We start from the raw sequence: 17327 nt of genomic DNA, 5'->3' as shown, positions 1-17327 counted from the left end.
CGGCCTTTTACGGCGCAAAGCCTTCAAAGACGATCTGGTCGGTCCATTCTCGCGCCCGCGCCGCCATTTCCGGCGAGCGTACCGTCCAGGCGGTTACCGGAATCCTGAGCGCGTCGCGCAGCAGCAGCGGAATCGCATGCGGGAGATCGCGCACATTCCATGACAGAAAATCCGGCAGCGTGCGCTTGTAATGCAGGAAATGCGTAAGCTCGGCGCGCTGCGCCGCCGACAATTGCGGCCAATCCTCCTCGCGGTAATGCGCTTCGCCGACGATGCCGAGCGGCCGATGCGCAATCCCCAGCGCCGCGGCGCGGGCGCGCAGAAAGGCGATCTGATCTGGGTCGAAGCTTTCGATTGCGACAGCGCCGTCGTAACGCGCCAACGCCAGCGCGACGCGTTGCGCTGCGGTCGTGTCGCCATTGAAGGCGCTCTTGATTTCGACGACGATTGGGGTTCGCCCGCCGACCGCCGCGAGAAATTCCGAAAAAGTGGGAATAGCGTCGCTGCTACCGCGCAGGCGCAAACGTTTCAATTCATCCGCCCTCTGCGCCGCGACCGCGCCGGCGCCTTCGGTCAGGCGTTCGAGCGTCTCGTCATGGAAAACGACAAGTTCGCTGTCGGCGGTCAGCTGCACGTCGCATTCGACGCCAAAGCCGGCGGCGATCGCCGCGCGCGCCGCCGATATCGAATTTTCAATCGCGCCCTTGGCCGCGTCATGCAGGCCGCGATGCGCGATCGGGCGCGCCGTCAGCCATGAAAGATCAGGCCTCATCACGCCAGAATCTCGAAAATCCCCTCGACTTCGACGGCGGCGTCGAGCGGCAATTGCGCGACGCCGACCGCAAAGCGCGCATGTTTGCCGTTCGCGCCGAGAACCGTCGCGATGAGATCGGAAGCGCCATTGACGACCTGCGGCAGTGAGGCGAAATCTGGCGCGCTGTTGACGTAGCCGCCAAGCCGGACCGCGCGCAGCTTGGCGAGATCGCCGACGGCGGCGTTGGCTTGGGCGAGGACGTTGAGCGCCGCCTGGCGCGCCGCGGACTGACCGTCCTCTAGTGAAACGCCGGCGCCGAGTTTGCCGCGATGCGCCGGGTCGACGCCATTGGCGCCGAGCGGCAGTTGTCCCGATATGAACAGCAAAGCGCCGGCGCGCACGAACGGAACATAATTGGCGAGCGGCGCTGCCGCCGCAGGCAGCGACAGGCCCAGTTCTTTCAGCCGCGCAAGCGGCGTATCAGTCGATGCGGTCATGGCGCCTCCCCAAAGAGAAAGTCGTTGCTCCCAGGAATGCGCGACCCTAGTTTCCTAATTCAAGCGACGCAATGGCGTTGAAGCGCCGACATTGAAAGAGGTCCGATGATTTTGTTACGCGTGCTGGCCGCCGCAATCTGCGTGGGAACGCCGCTCGGCGAGGCGTTGGCGGAGCGCGCGCTTGCGCTCGCCAACCATCGCGCCGTGTATGATCTGAGCCTCTTAAAAACGAGCGGCGCGAAAGCGCCGGCCCAGGCGCGCGGCCGTATCGCCTTCGACTTCTCCGGATCGGCCTGCGAGGGCTATGTGCAGAACTTTCGCCAGATTACCGAGCTTCAACCCTCGGAGGGGGCCGCGAAGCTCTCCGATATGCGCTCGGCGACTTTTGAGGGCGGCGACGGCGCCGATTTCCGATTCAAGGTGGAAACCAAGGTCGACAATTCGCGCGCCGAGGAAGTCGATGGAATTGCCAAAAAATCGAGCGACGCCCGGCTTTCCGTCGATCTCTCCAAACCCAAGCGCGCGCGAGTGGAACTTGTCGGTCCAATGCTTTTTCCGACCGAACATTTGCGCAGAATCGTCGAGACGGCCATGGCCGGCGAACATCTGCTTGAAGCGCGGATCTTCGACGGCACGGGAGACGGCGAAAAGGCGTTCGACACTTTGACGGTGATCGGCAAGCCAACGACCGAGCCGCCGCAGGAAAAGGCGGCGCGCGTCGACGAGCTCAAAAACATGCGCCGCTGGCCGGTGGCCATCTCCTATTTCGATCTCGGCAAAAAGGACGGCCAGCCGATTTACGTGCTGTCTTTCGACCTTTATGAGAACGGCGTCTCTCGCGCGCTGACGCTCGACTATGGCGACTTCGTCTTGCGCGGCGATATGACTGATTTGGTCCTGCAGCCGACCCCGGCCTGCAAAAAATAGAAGGGCGTTTGGCGGCTCACCGGCGGCCCAAGAGCGCCCCGATTCGCTTCGCAAGCGATCGCGGACGCCAGTAGATTGCGGCGTGAATATCGAGCGTCTGGTCCAGGAAACGCGCCGTCGGCGGAACGGCGAGAAGCGTCGCATCCTCTGGAACGCGTCTCAGCGCCGCTTCATCGTCAGGCATTGCAATGACGACGCCGCAGTCCGTGGCGATCACGCTCGACACATAATGTAGCAGCATGAGATTGGCGACGATTTCCTGCATCTTCGAGCGTGGATTTTTGCGCCGGACGCATCGCGGCGCGCGAATGAGATAATCGCCGCTCGTCTCGTCGGAATGCAGCATCAGCCCAACCAGCCGGCCGTGTCCGGGCCAATGGCTTTCGCTAGGTCGTTTCAGGCGGATGAAGTCGCCTTCGAAAACCTTGGACTGAATGTGGCGCCGCTCGCATGCGTCGCTCGCCCGCGCGCGCGTCGCGTCGACGTAATCGAAACGGATCTCTGCGTCGCGCGCCACGGGGATTCGGGCCTCGCCCAATTTCCTTAAGACCGCGGCGGCCACCGCCGCCGAGGCTTCGACCGTCAGGTGATTTTGATCCTGATAATGCGCCGGCGTCGCTCCGCCGGGAAAAATCTCCTCCAGCCAGATAGCAGGCGTCGCATAACGAGTCGCCGCTTCCGCATAGAGCCGGCGCGCGCGCCGCCTTGCGCCGCGCAACTCTTTGGAGGGCGTCCGGCAGGGATCGAGGCAAAGGAACATCAACCGAATTCCCCGCCGCGCACAGCAGGCTGCGAAAGCCTGCAGCGCATCGACGACGAGCGCTTCTCGCAGGCAATTGGCTGCGAAAAGCAAAATGTCGTTTAGACAATATTCGAAAATGATGATCTCCGGAGGCGCCACTCCTGCGCGTTCCATCCTCAACAGCGCCATTAAGCCGTAGAGCGATCCAACCGCGCCGAGAAATCGATTCTCGACTTCGTGCTCCGACGCCTGCCTTTGAAACTGGAACGCCCAGCCATCCCGTATTCCGGCGTTGGAGCCGCCGAGCAGCAATATTTTCATGTCGTCGAGATATCTGCCTCAGAGGTCAGGGACCGTAGCCACGCCCGACGATGCTAACCGGTTCGCGCGCGCGAGGCCATAGACGCGGGTCGCTTACGCGCTTATGGCAAAGCGGCGTTTTCGTTCTATTTGAGGCGGCGGGTTTCTTTCGCTGCGGAGCGCGTGAGATGTTTCCCATTCCACAATGCGTCTTCCTGACGCGCGGCGTCGGCGCGCATCGTCATCGTCTCACAGCGTTGGAATACGCGCTGCGCGACGCCGACATCAAACAGCAAAATCTCATTGCGGCGCAAGGTGCACGGCGCGGCGAATGGATCTGCGCGGTCGCCGCGGCGGTGTTCCGCTTCGTCAAACTGGACGGTTCGCCATGAGCGATACGCCGACATTCGCCGCGAAACCAACCTTTCTTGGCGTCGAAGCGCGGGCCGATGCGGCGGTCGTCATCGCCGGCGTTCCTTTCGACATCGGCACGACCAATCGCAGCGGCGCGCGCTTTGGACCGTCCGCGATTCGTCACGCCAGCCGAATGTTGATTGACGGCGCTCATCCCGCGCACAGAACGTCGCCGGGCGATCTCTCGCTCGCAGACGTCGGCGATTTCGCCATCGCGCTGGGCGACATCGCCGCGAGTTTGAAACTCATCGAGGCGCAGGCGTCAAACCACGCGCATCTCGTAACTCTTGGCGGCGATCATGGCGTTACGTTGCCCTTGCTGCGCGCCTGCGCGAAACGGCGCGGACCGCTGGCGCTGATTCATTTCGACGCCCATGTCGACACATGGCCCGACAATTTCGGCCAGCCTTATGCGCATGGTTCAATGTTCTATCACGCGATCAACGAAGGGATTGTCGACCCGCGCCGGATGATTCAGATCGGCATTCGCTCGCCCGTGCAGCGCGAGGTCTACGACTGGACGCTGGCGAAAGGCGTCACGATCGTCGCCGCGCAGGAAGTCCACGAAATCGGACCTGCCGCCGTCGCCTCAAGAATTGTCGAATGCGTCGGCGGCGCGGCGGTCTATTTGACCTTCGACGTCGACGCGCTCGATCCGGCTTTCGCGCCCGGCACCGGAACGCCGGAAGTTGGTGGTCTCGCGACCTGGCAGGCGCAGTCGATCATGCGCAAACTGACCGGCGTGAGCTTTGTCGGGATGGATGTCGTCGAAGTCGCTCCCGCCTATGACGTCTCCGAAATCACCGCGCTCGCCGGCGCGACGATGGCATGGGAATACCTTAGCTTGCTGGCGACCTCGGCCGCCCTGTCTCGTATGGCTTAGCGTCGGCTTTTTTGGCCATGAAACGGCTCTTGCCAAGGCCGCTCTTCCGCAGCACTCTCGGCCCTGATCCGTTCCCAGGCGGCAGTCCGATTCAGGGCGTTTCGAGCGGAGGGGAGGGCGGCATGACTGGTGCGGATGGCGGAAGAACCCGCGAGGCGGTCGGCGTTTTCTCGGATGGCTATGCGCTCGAGAGCGCCGTGGCGGAATTGCTGAATTCAGGCTTCGATCTTGGCGACATCAGTCTGCTTGCCGGAGAGAAAGCCGTCGCAAGCAAGCTTGGCCATACATATGAAAAGGTCGAGCAGGTCGAAAACGACGACAAGGCGCCGCGCGTCGCCTATGTGCCAAGAGAATCGCGCGGCACAAAAAAGGGCGCTCTCGTCGGCGCTCTCGTCTATGTCGGCGCGGCCGCCGCGGCTGGCGCCGTGCTCGCCTCGGGCGGAGCGCTCGCCATGCTTCTGGTGAGTGGCGTCGTCGGCGCCGAATTTGGCGGCCTGATCGGCGCCGTGCTCGGCGAATATATGGACGAGCGTCACGCAAAATATCTGCAAGAGCAACTCGACCACGGCGGTCTGCTGCTCTGGGTGCGAACGCGAAATTCAGAGCTGGAAGAAAAAGCCATGCATATTCTTGCCAAACACTCGGGCCGCGACGTGCATGCGCATGACATGCCCGTCGCGACTGCATGACTATGAGTATTTTGACTTTTTTGTAAGAAGATGCGCCCGGCGCCGAACCGGCTGACCCTGGATGGCGATACATTGGAGCGTTGGCCCCCGAGCCCCGACGCCAATGATCTTTTTTTGGCCGGCGTCTCGGCGGCGCAGCAATGATTCAGAAACAAAATGCTTTCGGCGAAGATATTTGCGTGGGTTCGCTGTCATTATTCAGTCATGGTCCATCTCCCCTAGAGTAATGTCTTGATCCTGCTCTAGCGCTCGTGACAGAAGGCGCGGGCATTTGGAACCGGTCGGCTGGACGACAATCTGGAAGTGAAACAGGCGTTGGGTCTCGCGAGCCATATTCCATTGAGCCGACGCCAAATTCTCATTGCGGCGGTCGGCGCGTTGGCGCTGGCCGGCGCCTTGTTTGTTCTGATCGGTCCGGAGGGGAGTTTATTCCGCAACGACGCTGGACAGGCGTCGGATCGCCGGCGCGTTCCGCCGCTCATGCGCAAGGGAAAGGCGATCTTCGTTCCCGAGGGCTCACCCTATCGCGCCCATATCGCCGTCGCGCCGGTCCAAAGCCGAAATGTCAGCCTCAGTCGCGTCGTGCCTGGCGCGGTCGAAGCCGATCCGGCCCGGACAGTGAGAATATTGGCGCCCGTTAACGGACGCGTCAGCGAACTCGACGTCGAGCTTGGCGACAATGTCAAAAAGGGCCAGCCGCTCGCGACCATCGATTCGGGCGATTTGGCGCAGGCCGTCGCCGACGCGGAAAAGGCCCGCGCCTCGGTGAAGCTCACAAAGAGCGCCTTGGATCGGGCGACGGGATTGAACAAGGCGGGCGGGCTTGCGCTGAGGGAAGTAGAACAGGCGCAGAACGACTATATGCAGGCGACTTCGGAACTGAAGCGCGCCGAAGCCCGGCTCGATGTGATCGGCGACAACAGCAAGGTCACCGGCCAGCGCAAGATCACCCTCAACGCGCCGATCGACGGCACCATCACCGCGCTCGACACGGCGCCCGGCGACTTCATCGACAATACGACTTCGCCGATGATGACCATCTCCAACCTCGATCGCGTCTGGGTCACGGCGAGCGTGCAGGAGAAGGATCTCTCCTTTGTGCAAATGGGCGAGCGCGTCGAAGTTTCGCTCGTCGCCTATCCGCGCGAAGTGTTTCCCGGCAAGGTCGAAATCATCAGCCAATTGCTCGAAGCGGATACGCGACGCAACAAGGTCCGTATCGCCTTCGACAATCCGAAGGGCATCTTCAAACTGAACATGTTCGCGACGGTGCGCTTTTTTTCGCCGCCGGCGCAACGCGTCGTCGTCCCGGCGTCGGCGCTGATGATGGTCAACGACACCTCAAACGTTTTCGTCGAAGTCGCGCCCTGGACTTTCGAGCGGCGGCCGGTTCAGCCTGGCGCCGACATCGATGGCGTGACGGTGGTTGCGGGACTGAACGCCGGCCAGCGCATCGTCGTGCGGGGCGGAGTCCTCCTGAATGATTGAGCGCATCGTCGAGTTTTGCCTGAAGCACCGCTACGGGGTGATATTGGCGACGGCGATCCTGTTCGCCTTCGGCGTCTACTCATGGACGCAACTCAAGATCGAAGCCTATCCCGAAATCGGCGACGTGACGGTGATCGTCACCACCAAGGCGACGGGGCTTGCCGCCGAGGAGGTGGAGCAGCAAATCACCGTGCCCTTGGAGCGCGCGCTGGCGAGTACGCCGGGCCTCCTCACGATACGCTCGACCAGCACGTTCGCGCTGTCGCTCATTACAATGGTTTTCAAGGACGGCGTCGAGGACTATTGGGCGCGCCAACGCGTGTTGGAGCGAATCGCGCAGGTCTCGCTTCCTCCCAATATTCAGCCTGCGCTTGGTCCGTTGACCGGCCCGACCGGCGAAATCCTCAGATACACTTTGGAGTCCGACGCAAAAAATATCGAAGAACTATCGGAAATTCAGCGCTGGATCGTCATCCCGGCGCTCAACCAGGTCGCTGGCGTCGCAAGCGTCGCCAATTTCGGCGGCGTCACGCGTCAGTTTCAGCTCCAGCTCGATCCGGTCGCGATGCAGCGCTATGGGCTTGGATTGACCGACGTCACCAATTCCATCGTCGCCAACAGCGCCAGCGCCGGCGGCAGCCGCATCACGCGCGGCGAACAGTCTTACGTCATTCGCAGCATCGGCCTTGTGCGCACCAAGGAGGACCTCGGAAATATCGTCATTACCGAACATGGCGGCGTGCCGGTATTGACCAAGGACGTCGGGACTCCGCGCTACAGCGCGCAAGAGCGCGAAGGCATGCTCGGCAAGGATTACAATTCGAACGCCATTCAAGGCGTCGTGCAGATGCTGAAGGGCGAGAACGCCACGGTGGTTTTGAAGGCGGTGCACGACAGAATTGACGAGCTGAATGCACAGCTTGCGCCGAAAGAGGTGAAAATCGTTCCCTATATGGACCGTAACGAGCTGGTGCAGCTAACGGTTTCAAAGGTCGCGCACACGGTGACCGAAGGCATTGTTCTGGTCGTCGTGGTGCTGATGCTTTTTCTCGGCAGCCCGCGCAGTTCGCTCGTCGTTGCGGCGACCATTCCGCTGTCCCTGGCTTTCGCCTTCATCCTGATGAATTTCACCAGGCTGCCGGCGAATCTTCTGTCCCTCGGGTCGATCGACTTCGGGATCATCGTCGACGGCGCGATTATCGTGACCGAATCGATTCTCAGGTTGCGAGAGCATAATCCCGACCGCGAGCTTCAGGTCGTCGACGTTCAGTTCGTCGTCGGCCAGGTGGTGCGCCCGATTTTTTTCGCCACTGTGATCATCATCGCCGGCTATGTGCCGCTGTTGGGACTGGAGCGCGTCGAGGCCAGACTCTTTGCGCCCGTCGCCTATACGATCGCCTACGCGCTGATCGGCGCTCTTCTTTGCACGTTGATGCTCGTGCCGGGTCTTGCCTATATGGCGCTGCGCTATCCAGCGAAGCCCTTTCACAATCGCGTGCTCGAATGGATGGAGCGGCGCTACAAAGATATGCTCTATCAGTGCCTTGAGCGACCGCCGATCATCTATGTCACGACAGCCCTGGCGATTTGGGGCCTCGTCGTGGCCGGCGGCGCGGTCGGGCGCGACTTTCTTCCCAATCTCGACGAAGGCTCGCTTTGGCTGCAGGTGCAGCTGCCGAGCGGCATATCTTTCGAAAAAGCGTCGGATATGGCGAGCGACCTGCGTAACGCGGTGATGGAGTTTCCGGAGGTCTCTTACGTCATCACGCAGATCGGCCGAAACGACGATCGCACGGATCCCTGGACGACAAGTCATATCGAAGCCCCGGTCGGACTGAACCGCTATGATTCATGGCCCGATCGCGAGACGAAGGAGCAATTCGTCACCAAGCTGACAAGGCGCCTCAGCCAGCTTCCGGGGATGGATGTCGGCGTGAGCCAGCCGATCATCGACAATGTCAATGATCTTGTCAGCGGCGCTCACAGCGCAATGGTGGTCAAGATTTTCGGCGAAGACCTTAAGGAGACGCGCCGCATTGGAAACGAGATCGTCGCCGCGCTGAAGACCGTGAAAGGCACGACCCAGACGTCGATCGTGCAGGAGCCGCCGATTCCGCAAATTGCATTTCATATCGATCGCGCCGCAGCTGCGCGCTACGGCATAAACGTTGCCGACGTTTCGAACATGATTCAGATCGGAGTCGGCGGCGCCTCCATCGGACAGGTTTACGTGAACGACCGCAGCTACGATATGACGGTGCGCTTTCCGCTTCAGTCGCGCAGCAGTCCGGAAGAGCTCAGCGATCTTCTGGTGAAATCTTCCTCCTCTAACGCGCAGATTCCCCTGTCGGCAATATCGAAAATCACGCTGCAGAACGGCGAGAGCGCCATCTCCCACGAGAAGACGAAACGCGTGTTGACCATTCGCCTCGACTATGCCGATCGGGATCTCAGCTCCTATCTCGCGGAGGCGCAAAAGAAAGTCGCCGAGGCCGTTTCCTACGACAAGCAGGCGAACAGCGTCGTGTGGAGCGGAAAATTCGAAAACCAGCAGCGCGCGCAGGCGCGGCTGACGATCATCGTCGGCGTCGTGCTGTTGCTGATGCTGCTGATCCTTTACATCGGCTTCGCCAAGCTGCGAAACGCGTTGCTCATTTTGGGGGTCGTGCCATTGTCGGCGCTGGGCGGGCTGATTTTGCTGATCGCGACGCGTGAGACGCTAAATGTCGCGACAGGCGTTGGCTTCCTCGCGCTATTTGGCGTCGCGGTGCAAAACGGCATCATCATGGTGTCGCATCTCAATCGCGTCACCGCGGTGCATGTCGCGTCAGCCCGCACGCGCCATCTCGGGGTGGATGCCACAGACGAAGACATTATCGGCGACGAGCAGGCGAGCTTCCGCGATCAGGTTCTTGATGGCGCCGGGGAGCGGTTCCGCTCGGTGCTGATGACTTCGGCCGTGCCGATGGTGGGCATGTTGCCGGCGGCGCTGGCGACAGGCGTGGGCAGCGACGTTCAACGCGGGCTCGGCACCGTAATCGTCGGCGGACTGTTCGCCTCGACAGGTTTGATCCTCTTTGTCATTCCAACGCTGCATTTCGTCATCGAACGCTTTATAGAAAGGCGCATGAGCGGCAGCGCGAAAGAAGCTCTTCGGGTCTGATATCTGCAGATGGACGAGACGAGCGACCTTTCGAGGCCACGGGCCGGCGCCGCGCGCATCAGGCGCGCCGCGACCGTAGCGTGGCTCGCAGCGTCGCTTTCCGGTTGCATGGTCGGCCCCGACTTCATCAAGCCGCCCGCGCCCGACGCCCCGCATTTCACGCCGGAAAAGACGACATCGCCCGGGTTGGGTCAGCGTTTCGCCGAAGGGCGCGACATTCCGGAAGACTGGTGGACGCTTTATCGGTCAAAGCCGCTCGACACGCTGGTGCGCGAGGCGCTCGAACATAATCCCTCGCTCGAATCGGCCGAGGCGGCGATCCGCATCGCCTATTTCAACGCCGAAGCGCAAAGGGGCGCGCTCCTGCCGCAGGTGGGGATACTCGCCAACGAAAGCCAGAACATCCAGTCAAACAACCGCGCGCTGAGCGCGATCAACCAGTCCCTCTTTAACCAGTATTTCCCGAGCCCCTATAACATCATCACCCGACAACCGACGCCGAGCCCTTTTACGACCAATCCGAACGCGCCTTACGGCCTGTTCTTGAAGCAGCTCTCGATCACTTACGCCCCCGACATCTGGGGGCTGAACCGGCGATCGCTGGAGTCGCTCGAGGCACAGACCGAACAGGCGGCGTTTCAGATGGAGGCGGCGCGGTTGGCGCTGACCTCCAATGTCGTCGTCGCGGCCATTCAGGAGGCGTCGATTAGAGGACAGATCGAGGCGACGAAGAATATCATCACGATTTTGAAGGACTCGCTCGAAATCCTCAATCGACAATATTCCTTCGGCTCCATCGCCAAAGCCGATGTCGTCGCGCAGGAGGCGGCGCTCGCGCAGGCCGAGCAGGCGCTGCCGCCGCTGGAAAAGCAACTCGCGCTCCAGCGCGACCTTCTGACCGCTTTGGCCGGCCGTTTCTCCTTTGACCAGGTCGAGCAGAAATTCAGCCTCACGCGACTGAAACTTCCCGTGACGGTTCCGGTCAGCGTGCCCTCGTCGCTCGTCGAGCAACGTCCGGACATTCGCGCCGCCGAGGCCAATCTTCATGCCGCGACCGCCGCGGTCGGCGTGGCGCGCGCCTCTCGGCTGCCGAACATCACGCTCTCCGCCAATCTGGGCGCGAGCGCCTTTCATCTCGCGCAGCTCTTCGCGCCGGGCACGGGCTTCTACACATTCGCCGCAAATGCGGCGCAGCCGCTGTTCGACGGCATGACGCTTCTCAACAAGGAGCGTTCTGCCGTCGCCGCGCTGGAGCAGGCCGACGCTCAATATCGCAGCACGGTCGTCAATGCGTTTCAGAACGTGACCGATGCGCTGCGTTCCTTGCAGTCTGACGCAAGGGCCGTCGAAACCGCGCGCAAGAGCGAAGACGCAGCGAAACGCAGCCTGGACATCGTGCGCATGCAACTCAAATACGGCCAGGTTTCCCAGATCGCGGTATTTACCGCGCAGCGAATCTATTTCTCGGCGTCGCTGTTGCGGGTGCAGGCTGAAGCCACGCGTCTCGCCGATACGGCGGCGCTGTTCATGGCGTTGGGCGGCGGCTGGTGGAATCGCGAGCCAGACGCGCCGCATTAAGGCGCGCCGCTCAGCGCATCGGTCGATTGCAGCCGAATATGGCGCGATCTAAATTATTAGAATCGATCACGTTATCTGCGTTCAGGCGAGTCCGCCTGAACGCAGCGCGATCTAGCCGCCCGTCTTGCCGTTGTTTCCGGCGATCTCGGGCTTGTCCGTCATGCCGTTCTTGATCTTGTTGAGAATCTTCGGCAGGTCGTCCGGGTCCGGATTGAGATCGCGCGCATGATTCCACTGGAAATGCGCTTCGAGCTGACGGCCGACGCGCCAATAGGCGTCGCCGAGATGGTCGTTAATCACCGGATCGGACGGCTTCAGGTCGATCGCGTTTTCCAATTCGCGCACGGCGTCGTCATAACGCCCGAGGCGGTAATAGGCCCAGCCCAGACTGTCGACGACATAGCCGTCGCGTTGCCGCAAATCGACGGCGCGGCGCAGCATCTTGAAGGCTTCGTCGAGATTGGCGCCTCGGTCGACCCAGGAGTAGCCGAGATAGTTCAGCACCAGCGGCTGATCGGGGTTGAGCTCCAGCGCCTTTTTAAGATCGGCTTCGGCCGCCGGCCAATCCTTGCGCCGCTCATTGGCGATCCCGCGATAATAATAGAGGAGCCACTGGCTCTTGTCGGTCGGCGTGCGCAGATCCAGCACCCGCGTATAGGTCGCCGCGGCGTCGGCGAACGCCTTGCGCGAGCGCTGTAGATTGCCGAGCGCGGTCAGAGCTTCCTGATTTTGCGGATGAGCGGCGACGATAGCGGAAAGCGCTTCGGTCGCCTCTTTCGATTTGCCGAGCGTTTCGAGAAGCAGCGCCGCCTGCACGTCGGCGTTGACCCGCAGCGGATCATCCTTCGCCACGTTCTGATAAAGATCGATCGCCGTCTCTTCCTGCTTCATGCGCTCATAGACGTCGCCAAGCGTGACGAGCGCGAGCGCATTTTCCGGCGCAAGATAGAGCGACAGGCGCAGATAGATGAGCGAGGCGAGTTCGTCGCCCTGGCGTCCGCCGACGGCGCCGAGCCCATACAGCACCTCGCCCGCGCCTTCGTTGGCGCTACGCACGAAGGGCGGCAACGGCTTGCCTTCGTCGAGCGCCGCGAGGCTCGCGACGACGATCGGATGATTGGGCGCGACCTCGTTAAAGGTGAGATAGAGCTGCTTGGCTTCGTCGCGCCTTCCGTGCGTTGCGAGAAAGCGCGCATAGGCGTCGACGAGGCGCAGCGTATTCTTCTCAGCGCCATAGGCCGACTTGAAGCGCTTTTCAGCCTCGGCCTTGTTGCCGCCGAGATCGGCGATCATCCCCGCGTGATAGTCGCGGAACACCACAAAGGCGTCTTCGGTGAGCGTATCGAGCGTCGCGAGCGCGCGACGCGTATCCTTGGCGCCGGCGTAGCTCCATGCCGAGAGCAGGGTCGAGGTGATGTCGCGGCGCCGGTCGCCGCCGCCTTTCGCGAATTCAGCGCGCGCGGCGGCGTATTTCCGGTTCTTGATCATGTCCACCCCGCGCGCGAGATGCGCGAGGCCGTTGGCGCGGTCATGCGCGATCACCCGCCCGGTGAGCGCGAGGCCCTCGGCCATATTGCCATTGGCGAGAGCGGCGACGAAGGCGCGGTCGGCGAGATCGGGATTCTTCGGATCTTCGCGCAACGCCTCGCGGAAAAACGTCGAGGCGGCCAGCGTGTCGCGCTGCGCGCCGGCGATGATCGCGGCAAGATAATTGCCCGAGAGGCTGGCGCCGACTTCAAAGGGCCGGGCGATGACAATGTTTTCCCGCGCCGCCAGGCTGCTATCGCAGGAGAGCGCGAAGGCGCCGGTTCCGGCAAGGAGAGCGCAGGACAGGCGCGCCAGAGCGCGTCTCGCGCGGCTGGCGGAGGACGCAAGCAGAAGAGCTGATTTGGGCACTGGCGCTTTCCTAAAAGGCGACGGGCCGAGCGAGGCGCGAAAACTGCGACGCTTGAGGCGCGGTCGCCGGGAAGGGCTAAAGTCGCCGCCAAACATGGCCCTTTTGCGCCACTCCCGCAAGGCGAAAGAAGCGCTCGGCTATTGCCGCTTGCGGAGAGTAGCCAAGTCAACCGGCGCGAACCCTTCTCCCGCAAGCGGGAGAAGGAAAAACCCAACGATCGCGCAACGGCCCAGAGGCGCGCCGTTTACGTCCCCCTGATCGCCGCGACGATTTTCTGCGCGGCGTCGTCGAGATCGTCGGCGGGGATGACGTTGAGGCCCGATTCATTGATGATCTTCTTGCCGAGATCGACATTAGTGCCTTCAAGCCGCACCACCAGCGGAACCTTCAGCCCCACTTCCTTCACCGCCGCGATCACGCCTTCGGCGATGGTGTCGCAGCGCATGATCCCGCCGAAAATATTGACCAGAATGCCCTTCACATTCGGGTCGGCGGTGATGATCTTGAACGCGGCCGTCACCTTCTCGGTCGTGGCCCCGCCGCCGACATCAAGGAAGTTCGCCGGGAATTCGCCGTAGAGCTTGATGATGTCCATCGTCGCCATCGCGAGGCCGGCGCCATTGACCATGCAGCCGATATTGCCGGGCAGCGAAATATAGGCGAGGTCGTATTTGGACGCCTCGATTTCCTTCTCGTCCTCTTCGCTCTTGTCGCGCAGCTCGACCATGTCGGGATGGCGATAGAGGGCGTTGTTCTCGAAGCTGACCTTGGCGTCGAGGCAGCGCAGCTTGCCGTCTTTGGTGACGATCAGCGGGTTGATTTCGAGCAGCTCCATGTCCTTGCCGACAAAGGCGGCATAGAGCTTTTCGGTCAGCTCCCCCGCCTGTTTGGCGAGATCGCCCTTAAGGCCGAGCGCGTCGGCGACCTGGCGGCCGTGATGCGGCATCAGGCCGGTCGCCGGATCGACCGAGAAGGTCACGATCTTTTCGGGCGTGTCATGCGCGACCTTCTCGATGTCCATGCCGCCTTCGGTCGAGACGACGTAAGCGATGCGCGAGGTCGAGCGGTCGATCAGCATCGAGAGGTAGAATTCCTTGTCGATATCGGCGCCGTCCTCGATATAGAGGCGGTTGACCTGCTTGCCGGCCTCGCCGGTCTGCAGCGTGACGAGCGTCGCGCCGAGCATCTCTTTGGCGAAGGCTTCGGCCTCGTCGATCGATTTGGCGATGCGCACGCCGCCCTTGTCGCCGGCGCTCGCTTCCTTGAACTTGCCCTTGCCGCGCCCGCCGGCGTGAATCTGCGCCTTCACCACATAGACCGGGCCGGGAAGCTTTTCGGCCGCCGCGCGGGCGTCTTCCGCATGCAGCACGGCGAAACCGTCGGCGACGGGCGCGCCGAAGTCGCGCAGAACGGCCTTGGCCTGATATTCATGGATATTCATGGATTTGCGTCTCCCTGGCGTAATCTCGCGCCGGCGCGGGCTCAATCGCGGCCAAAAGGCATGAGCGGCGCGGTTTCGTCAAGGCGGCGGGCGGTCGCGGGGCGGTGGGCCGCGTGTGTCTTTGGCGGGCGTTTTGGGCGGCGGGACGGGGGGAGAAGCGACAGGGGAGGGCTGCGGCGCCTTCGCCGCATCGGGCGGCTTCGAAGTGTCCTTCAGAACCTCGGCCTTGATCTCCCGCAGGCGTGTCTTGTCGGTGTCGGTCAACTCGGACGAGACGGGGCAGTTATTCCCTTTGAGAATGTCGTCGATCAGCGCCGGCGCCTCGCGGCTGGTGGCGACCAGACGCCAATTTTTGCTGATCCCGCGCAGGATATGGATCGCATTTGCGTCGGAATTGCACACGAGCTCACGCAGGCGTGGCGCGAGCGCTTTCGCATATGTCGCTTCGTCGACCTGAGCGGCTTCAAGAAGCTCGCGCCACTTTTTGGCGGCGGGCGACGGTTCTGCATTCGCTGCGCAAGGGGCGAGATCGTCTCCTTTCGCCTTGCAGTCGAGACGGGCGATGCGCCGCAAGGCATTTTTGCGCGGCTCTCCTTGCGGAACAGCCTCGATCGTCTTGTACAATTCGTCATAGGTCTCTTTCGTCCAGGATGTCGGGCCGTTCGGGCCTCGAAGGCTCTCAGGCGCCCAAGTGACGTTGGGCAAGAAGATCGGTTGGATCGAATCAAATTCTAGTTCGCCCCACGCTCGCCACAGATGGGCGGATTCGAGCGATGCGGCCTGAAGCTGCGCGAACGTGAAATCCGCGCCCTGAAGTTCCGCCGCAAAGAACGACGCGCCTTGAAGCTGCGCATCCTTGAGCGACGCGCCCTGAAGCTGTGCCACACCGAGCAACGCCCCTTGAAGGTTTGCCGACTCGAACGACACGCCTTGAAGCTCCGCCCCCACGAGATACGCGCCCTGAAGCTGCGACCCACCGAGCGACGCGCCTTGAAGCCGCGCCTCCTGAAGCGACATGCCCTGAAGGTACGCTCCTATAAGCGACGCGCCTTGAAGCTTCGCCCGATCGAGCGATGCGCCCTGAAGCTTCGTACCATCGAGCGACGCGCCCTGAAGCTGCGTCTCATAGAACGTCGCTCCCTTAAGCTGCGCGTCATCGAGGTTGGCTTTTTGCAGCTTCGTCCCATTGAGCAGGGCGCCGTCGAGCCTCGCCCCGCGCAGATCAATATTGTCGAACCATGCATCGCGCAGATCGGCGCGTTCGAGGCGACGATGTTTGAGGCTGAAGCTGTATGGTTTCCACGTAAGCTTCCCCGGCCCTTCGACTCCCTGCGCCGCGTAAATATCAAACTCGCGCAATCGCAGCGTATTGACTGGCCAGTTTCCAGAGATGCGTTTGTTTTCGTCCTCGTTCAGCGCATCGACCTTGCCGAATATGAATTCGGTCGCGGCGTTCGGCTCCGCCCACTTCGCCCAACGAAACGGTAATTCGTCCCACTCGCTCGGAAATGTCGCGAAGAGGACAGAAAATATAACGACCATCGCCGTCGCAATCGGAGCGCCGAATTTTCGAAAAAACCACAGAAAATCGTCCCAGGCCTTCATCCAGCGGCTTTGATGCTTCGGGCAGCTTCTGTCTCGGTCGGCGAGGATTTTCATCCAAAGCCACCAGATGATCGCGAGATCGAGGCAAAGAACAATGCGATGCAGCCAGGTCACGCGCGTGTCGTGGTAGGGCAGGAACTGCAATTGCAGCAACAGCAGGACCGCGACCGGCGCGCCGACCAGCGTCGTCCAGGCGATGACCCAGAGCATCACCCCGAAGGCGCTTTCGCGAATATCCGTCGGCCCGGCGAGAAACTGCACGAAGACATTGATCGGCAGTTGCTGGCGCAGCCCCTCGCGAATCGCGTGGTCGTTTTCGACCTCTGCGGTGATTTTCGCAGCAAGCCGGTCGTGAAAGGCTTTCGCCTTGTCCGACAGCATGGCGAAATGCGCGAGCACGTAAGCATGGACGATCAGGAACAGAATGGGCGCAAGGATAAAGAAGGCTTTCAGCGGCAGTTTGATGTTGAGAAACGGAAGATCGACCGGGCATTCGAGCAGCAATTGCGTATGCGTGACGCCGCCGGCGGCAAGGGCGACGTAAAACAGCAGGAAGATATAGGAGAGCCAAAGCGGCGCGCCGACCGCCGCCGCGTCCGACACAGATTTTTGAATGGCGTCGAGATCGACGGCTTTTTTTGTGATGGCGGCGAGTTCTTCGGGGGAGATATTGGCGCCCGAATTCGATCGATCACGCTCGGCGAAATCCTTCGCGCGCTGCAATCTGAATTTGCGCAATTCGTCCGACGCCATCGGCTATACTCGCAATCAGACGCATTTTGCGTCAGACGCGCCGCTTTCGGCAAGAGCCCAAGAGGCGAAGCTAGCCCATCTTATTCGTGACGGCGCCGTTCGAAGGCTGGCGAGCATAGCATAGGTGGCTGAAACGGCGTAGGATTCGGTTGCTGACACCAACCCGTTCCGCTTCGACCTCACAGCCACGCCCGCC

General features: G+C 61.8%; 13 protein-coding genes. 7 read left to right on the top strand and 6 right to left on the bottom strand.

All coding sequences use genetic code 11. The annotated features are described in order from the left end of the window. Positions 1-7: 7 nt before the first annotated feature. Positions 8-772: a glycerophosphodiester phosphodiesterase family protein gene (locus tag AB7I51_RS09190; protein ID WP_428405007.1), complete on the bottom strand. Its 765-nt coding sequence runs from the start codon at positions 770-772 to the stop codon at positions 8-10. Then, complete coding sequence (locus AB7I51_RS09185; protein ID WP_428405000.1) at positions 772-1251, bottom strand: RidA family protein; 480 nt, start codon at positions 1249-1251, stop codon at positions 772-774. Before AB7I51_RS09185 ends, AB7I51_RS09190 begins: the two co-directional genes overlap by 1 nt. 105 nt (positions 1252-1356) lie before the next feature. On the opposite strand from AB7I51_RS09185, the gene AB7I51_RS09180 reads away from it, so the two are divergent. Then, on the top strand, positions 1357-2178 hold the full coding sequence (locus AB7I51_RS09180; RefSeq protein WP_428404999.1) for a cell envelope integrity EipB family protein: 822 nt from the start codon (positions 1357-1359) through the stop codon (positions 2176-2178). Positions 2179-2194: 16 nt separating this feature from the next. On the opposite strand, the gene AB7I51_RS09175 is transcribed toward AB7I51_RS09180, so the two are convergent. Continuing rightward, complete coding sequence (locus AB7I51_RS09175) at positions 2195-3241, bottom strand: hypothetical protein (protein ID WP_428404998.1); 1047 nt, start codon at positions 3239-3241, stop codon at positions 2195-2197. Positions 3242-3408: 167 nt separating this feature from the next. Between AB7I51_RS09175 and AB7I51_RS09170 the strand changes: the two genes are divergently transcribed. The 6 genes from AB7I51_RS09170 (at position 3409) to AB7I51_RS09145 (ending at position 11435) form a co-directional block, all read left to right on the top strand. Next, positions 3409-3612, top strand: coding sequence for a pyruvoyl-dependent arginine decarboxylase (locus AB7I51_RS09170; protein WP_428404997.1), 204 nt, complete (start codon positions 3409-3411; stop codon positions 3610-3612). After that, the gene (speB, locus tag AB7I51_RS09165; RefSeq protein WP_428404996.1) at positions 3609-4517 is read left to right on the top strand and encodes an agmatinase; all 909 of its coding nucleotides are present in this window, start codon (positions 3609-3611) and stop codon (positions 4515-4517) included. The genes AB7I51_RS09170 and speB overlap by 4 nt, the downstream gene beginning before the upstream one ends. A gap of 122 nt (positions 4518-4639) precedes the next feature. Beyond that, a complete protein-coding gene (locus AB7I51_RS09160; RefSeq protein WP_428404995.1) occupies positions 4640-5206 on the top strand; it encodes a hypothetical protein in 567 nt (188 codons plus the stop codon). A gap of 339 nt (positions 5207-5545) precedes the next feature. Further along, positions 5546-6694: an efflux RND transporter periplasmic adaptor subunit gene (locus AB7I51_RS09155; RefSeq protein ID WP_428404994.1), complete on the top strand. Its 1149-nt coding sequence runs from the start codon at positions 5546-5548 to the stop codon at positions 6692-6694. Beyond that, positions 6687-9857, top strand: coding sequence for an efflux RND transporter permease subunit (locus tag AB7I51_RS09150; RefSeq protein ID WP_428404993.1), 3171 nt, complete (start codon positions 6687-6689; stop codon positions 9855-9857). The genes AB7I51_RS09155 and AB7I51_RS09150 overlap by 8 nt, the downstream gene beginning before the upstream one ends. Positions 9858-9866: 9 nt before the next feature. Then, entirely contained in the window at positions 9867-11435 is a 1569-nt protein-coding gene (locus AB7I51_RS09145; protein ID WP_428404992.1) for an efflux transporter outer membrane subunit, read from the top strand. A 111-nt stretch (positions 11436-11546) separates the two neighbouring features. Here the strand turns inward: AB7I51_RS09145 and AB7I51_RS09140 are convergent, their stop codons facing one another. From AB7I51_RS09140 to AB7I51_RS09130, 3 genes are all read right to left on the bottom strand, one after another. Continuing rightward, on the bottom strand, positions 11547-13331 hold the full coding sequence (locus tag AB7I51_RS09140) for a tetratricopeptide repeat protein (RefSeq protein WP_428404991.1): 1785 nt from the start codon (positions 13329-13331) through the stop codon (positions 11547-11549). Between the two features lie 245 nt (positions 13332-13576). Beyond that, complete coding sequence (sucC, locus tag AB7I51_RS09135; protein WP_428404990.1) at positions 13577-14773, bottom strand: ADP-forming succinate--CoA ligase subunit beta; 1197 nt, start codon at positions 14771-14773, stop codon at positions 13577-13579. 78 nt (positions 14774-14851) lie between these two features. After that, the gene (locus AB7I51_RS09130) at positions 14852-17131 is read right to left on the bottom strand and encodes a pentapeptide repeat-containing protein (protein WP_428404989.1); all 2280 of its coding nucleotides are present in this window, start codon (positions 17129-17131) and stop codon (positions 14852-14854) included. Between the last annotated feature and the right edge of the window lie 196 nt (positions 17132-17327).

Source organism: Methylocystis sp., assembly GCF_050246715.1.
In the GTDB taxonomy this organism is placed as follows: domain Bacteria; phylum Pseudomonadota; class Alphaproteobacteria; order Rhizobiales; family Beijerinckiaceae; genus Methylocystis.
This window is presented reverse-complemented; position numbering and strand designations above follow the sequence as displayed.

Excerpts from the sequence above, each read along its gene's own strand:
- AB7I51_RS09160 (WP_428404995.1), top strand. The coding sequence starts at position 4,640 with ATGACTGGTGCGGATGGCGGAAGAACCCGCGAGGCGGTCGGCGTTTTC.
- speB (WP_428404996.1), top strand. The coding sequence starts at position 3,609 with ATGAGCGATACGCCGACATTCGCCGCGAAACCAACCTTTCTTGGCGTC.
- AB7I51_RS09130 (WP_428404989.1), bottom strand. The coding sequence starts at position 17,131 with ATGGCGTCGGACGAATTGCGCAAATTCAGATTGCAGCGCGCGAAGGAT.
- sucC (WP_428404990.1), bottom strand. The coding sequence starts at position 14,773 with ATGAATATCCATGAATATCAGGCCAAGGCCGTTCTGCGCGACTTCGGC.
- AB7I51_RS09180 (WP_428404999.1), top strand. The coding sequence starts at position 1,357 with ATGATTTTGTTACGCGTGCTGGCCGCCGCAATCTGCGTGGGAACGCCG.
- AB7I51_RS09185 (WP_428405000.1), bottom strand. The coding sequence starts at position 1,251 with ATGACCGCATCGACTGATACGCCGCTTGCGCGGCTGAAAGAACTGGGC.
- AB7I51_RS09145 (WP_428404992.1), top strand. The coding sequence starts at position 9,867 with ATGGACGAGACGAGCGACCTTTCGAGGCCACGGGCCGGCGCCGCGCGC.
- AB7I51_RS09175 (WP_428404998.1), bottom strand. The coding sequence starts at position 3,241 with ATGAAAATATTGCTGCTCGGCGGCTCCAACGCCGGAATACGGGATGGC.
- AB7I51_RS09150 (WP_428404993.1), top strand. The coding sequence starts at position 6,687 with ATGATTGAGCGCATCGTCGAGTTTTGCCTGAAGCACCGCTACGGGGTG.
- AB7I51_RS09170 (WP_428404997.1), top strand. The coding sequence starts at position 3,409 with ATGTTTCCCATTCCACAATGCGTCTTCCTGACGCGCGGCGTCGGCGCG.
- AB7I51_RS09190 (WP_428405007.1), bottom strand. The coding sequence starts at position 772 with ATGAGGCCTGATCTTTCATGGCTGACGGCGCGCCCGATCGCGCATCGC.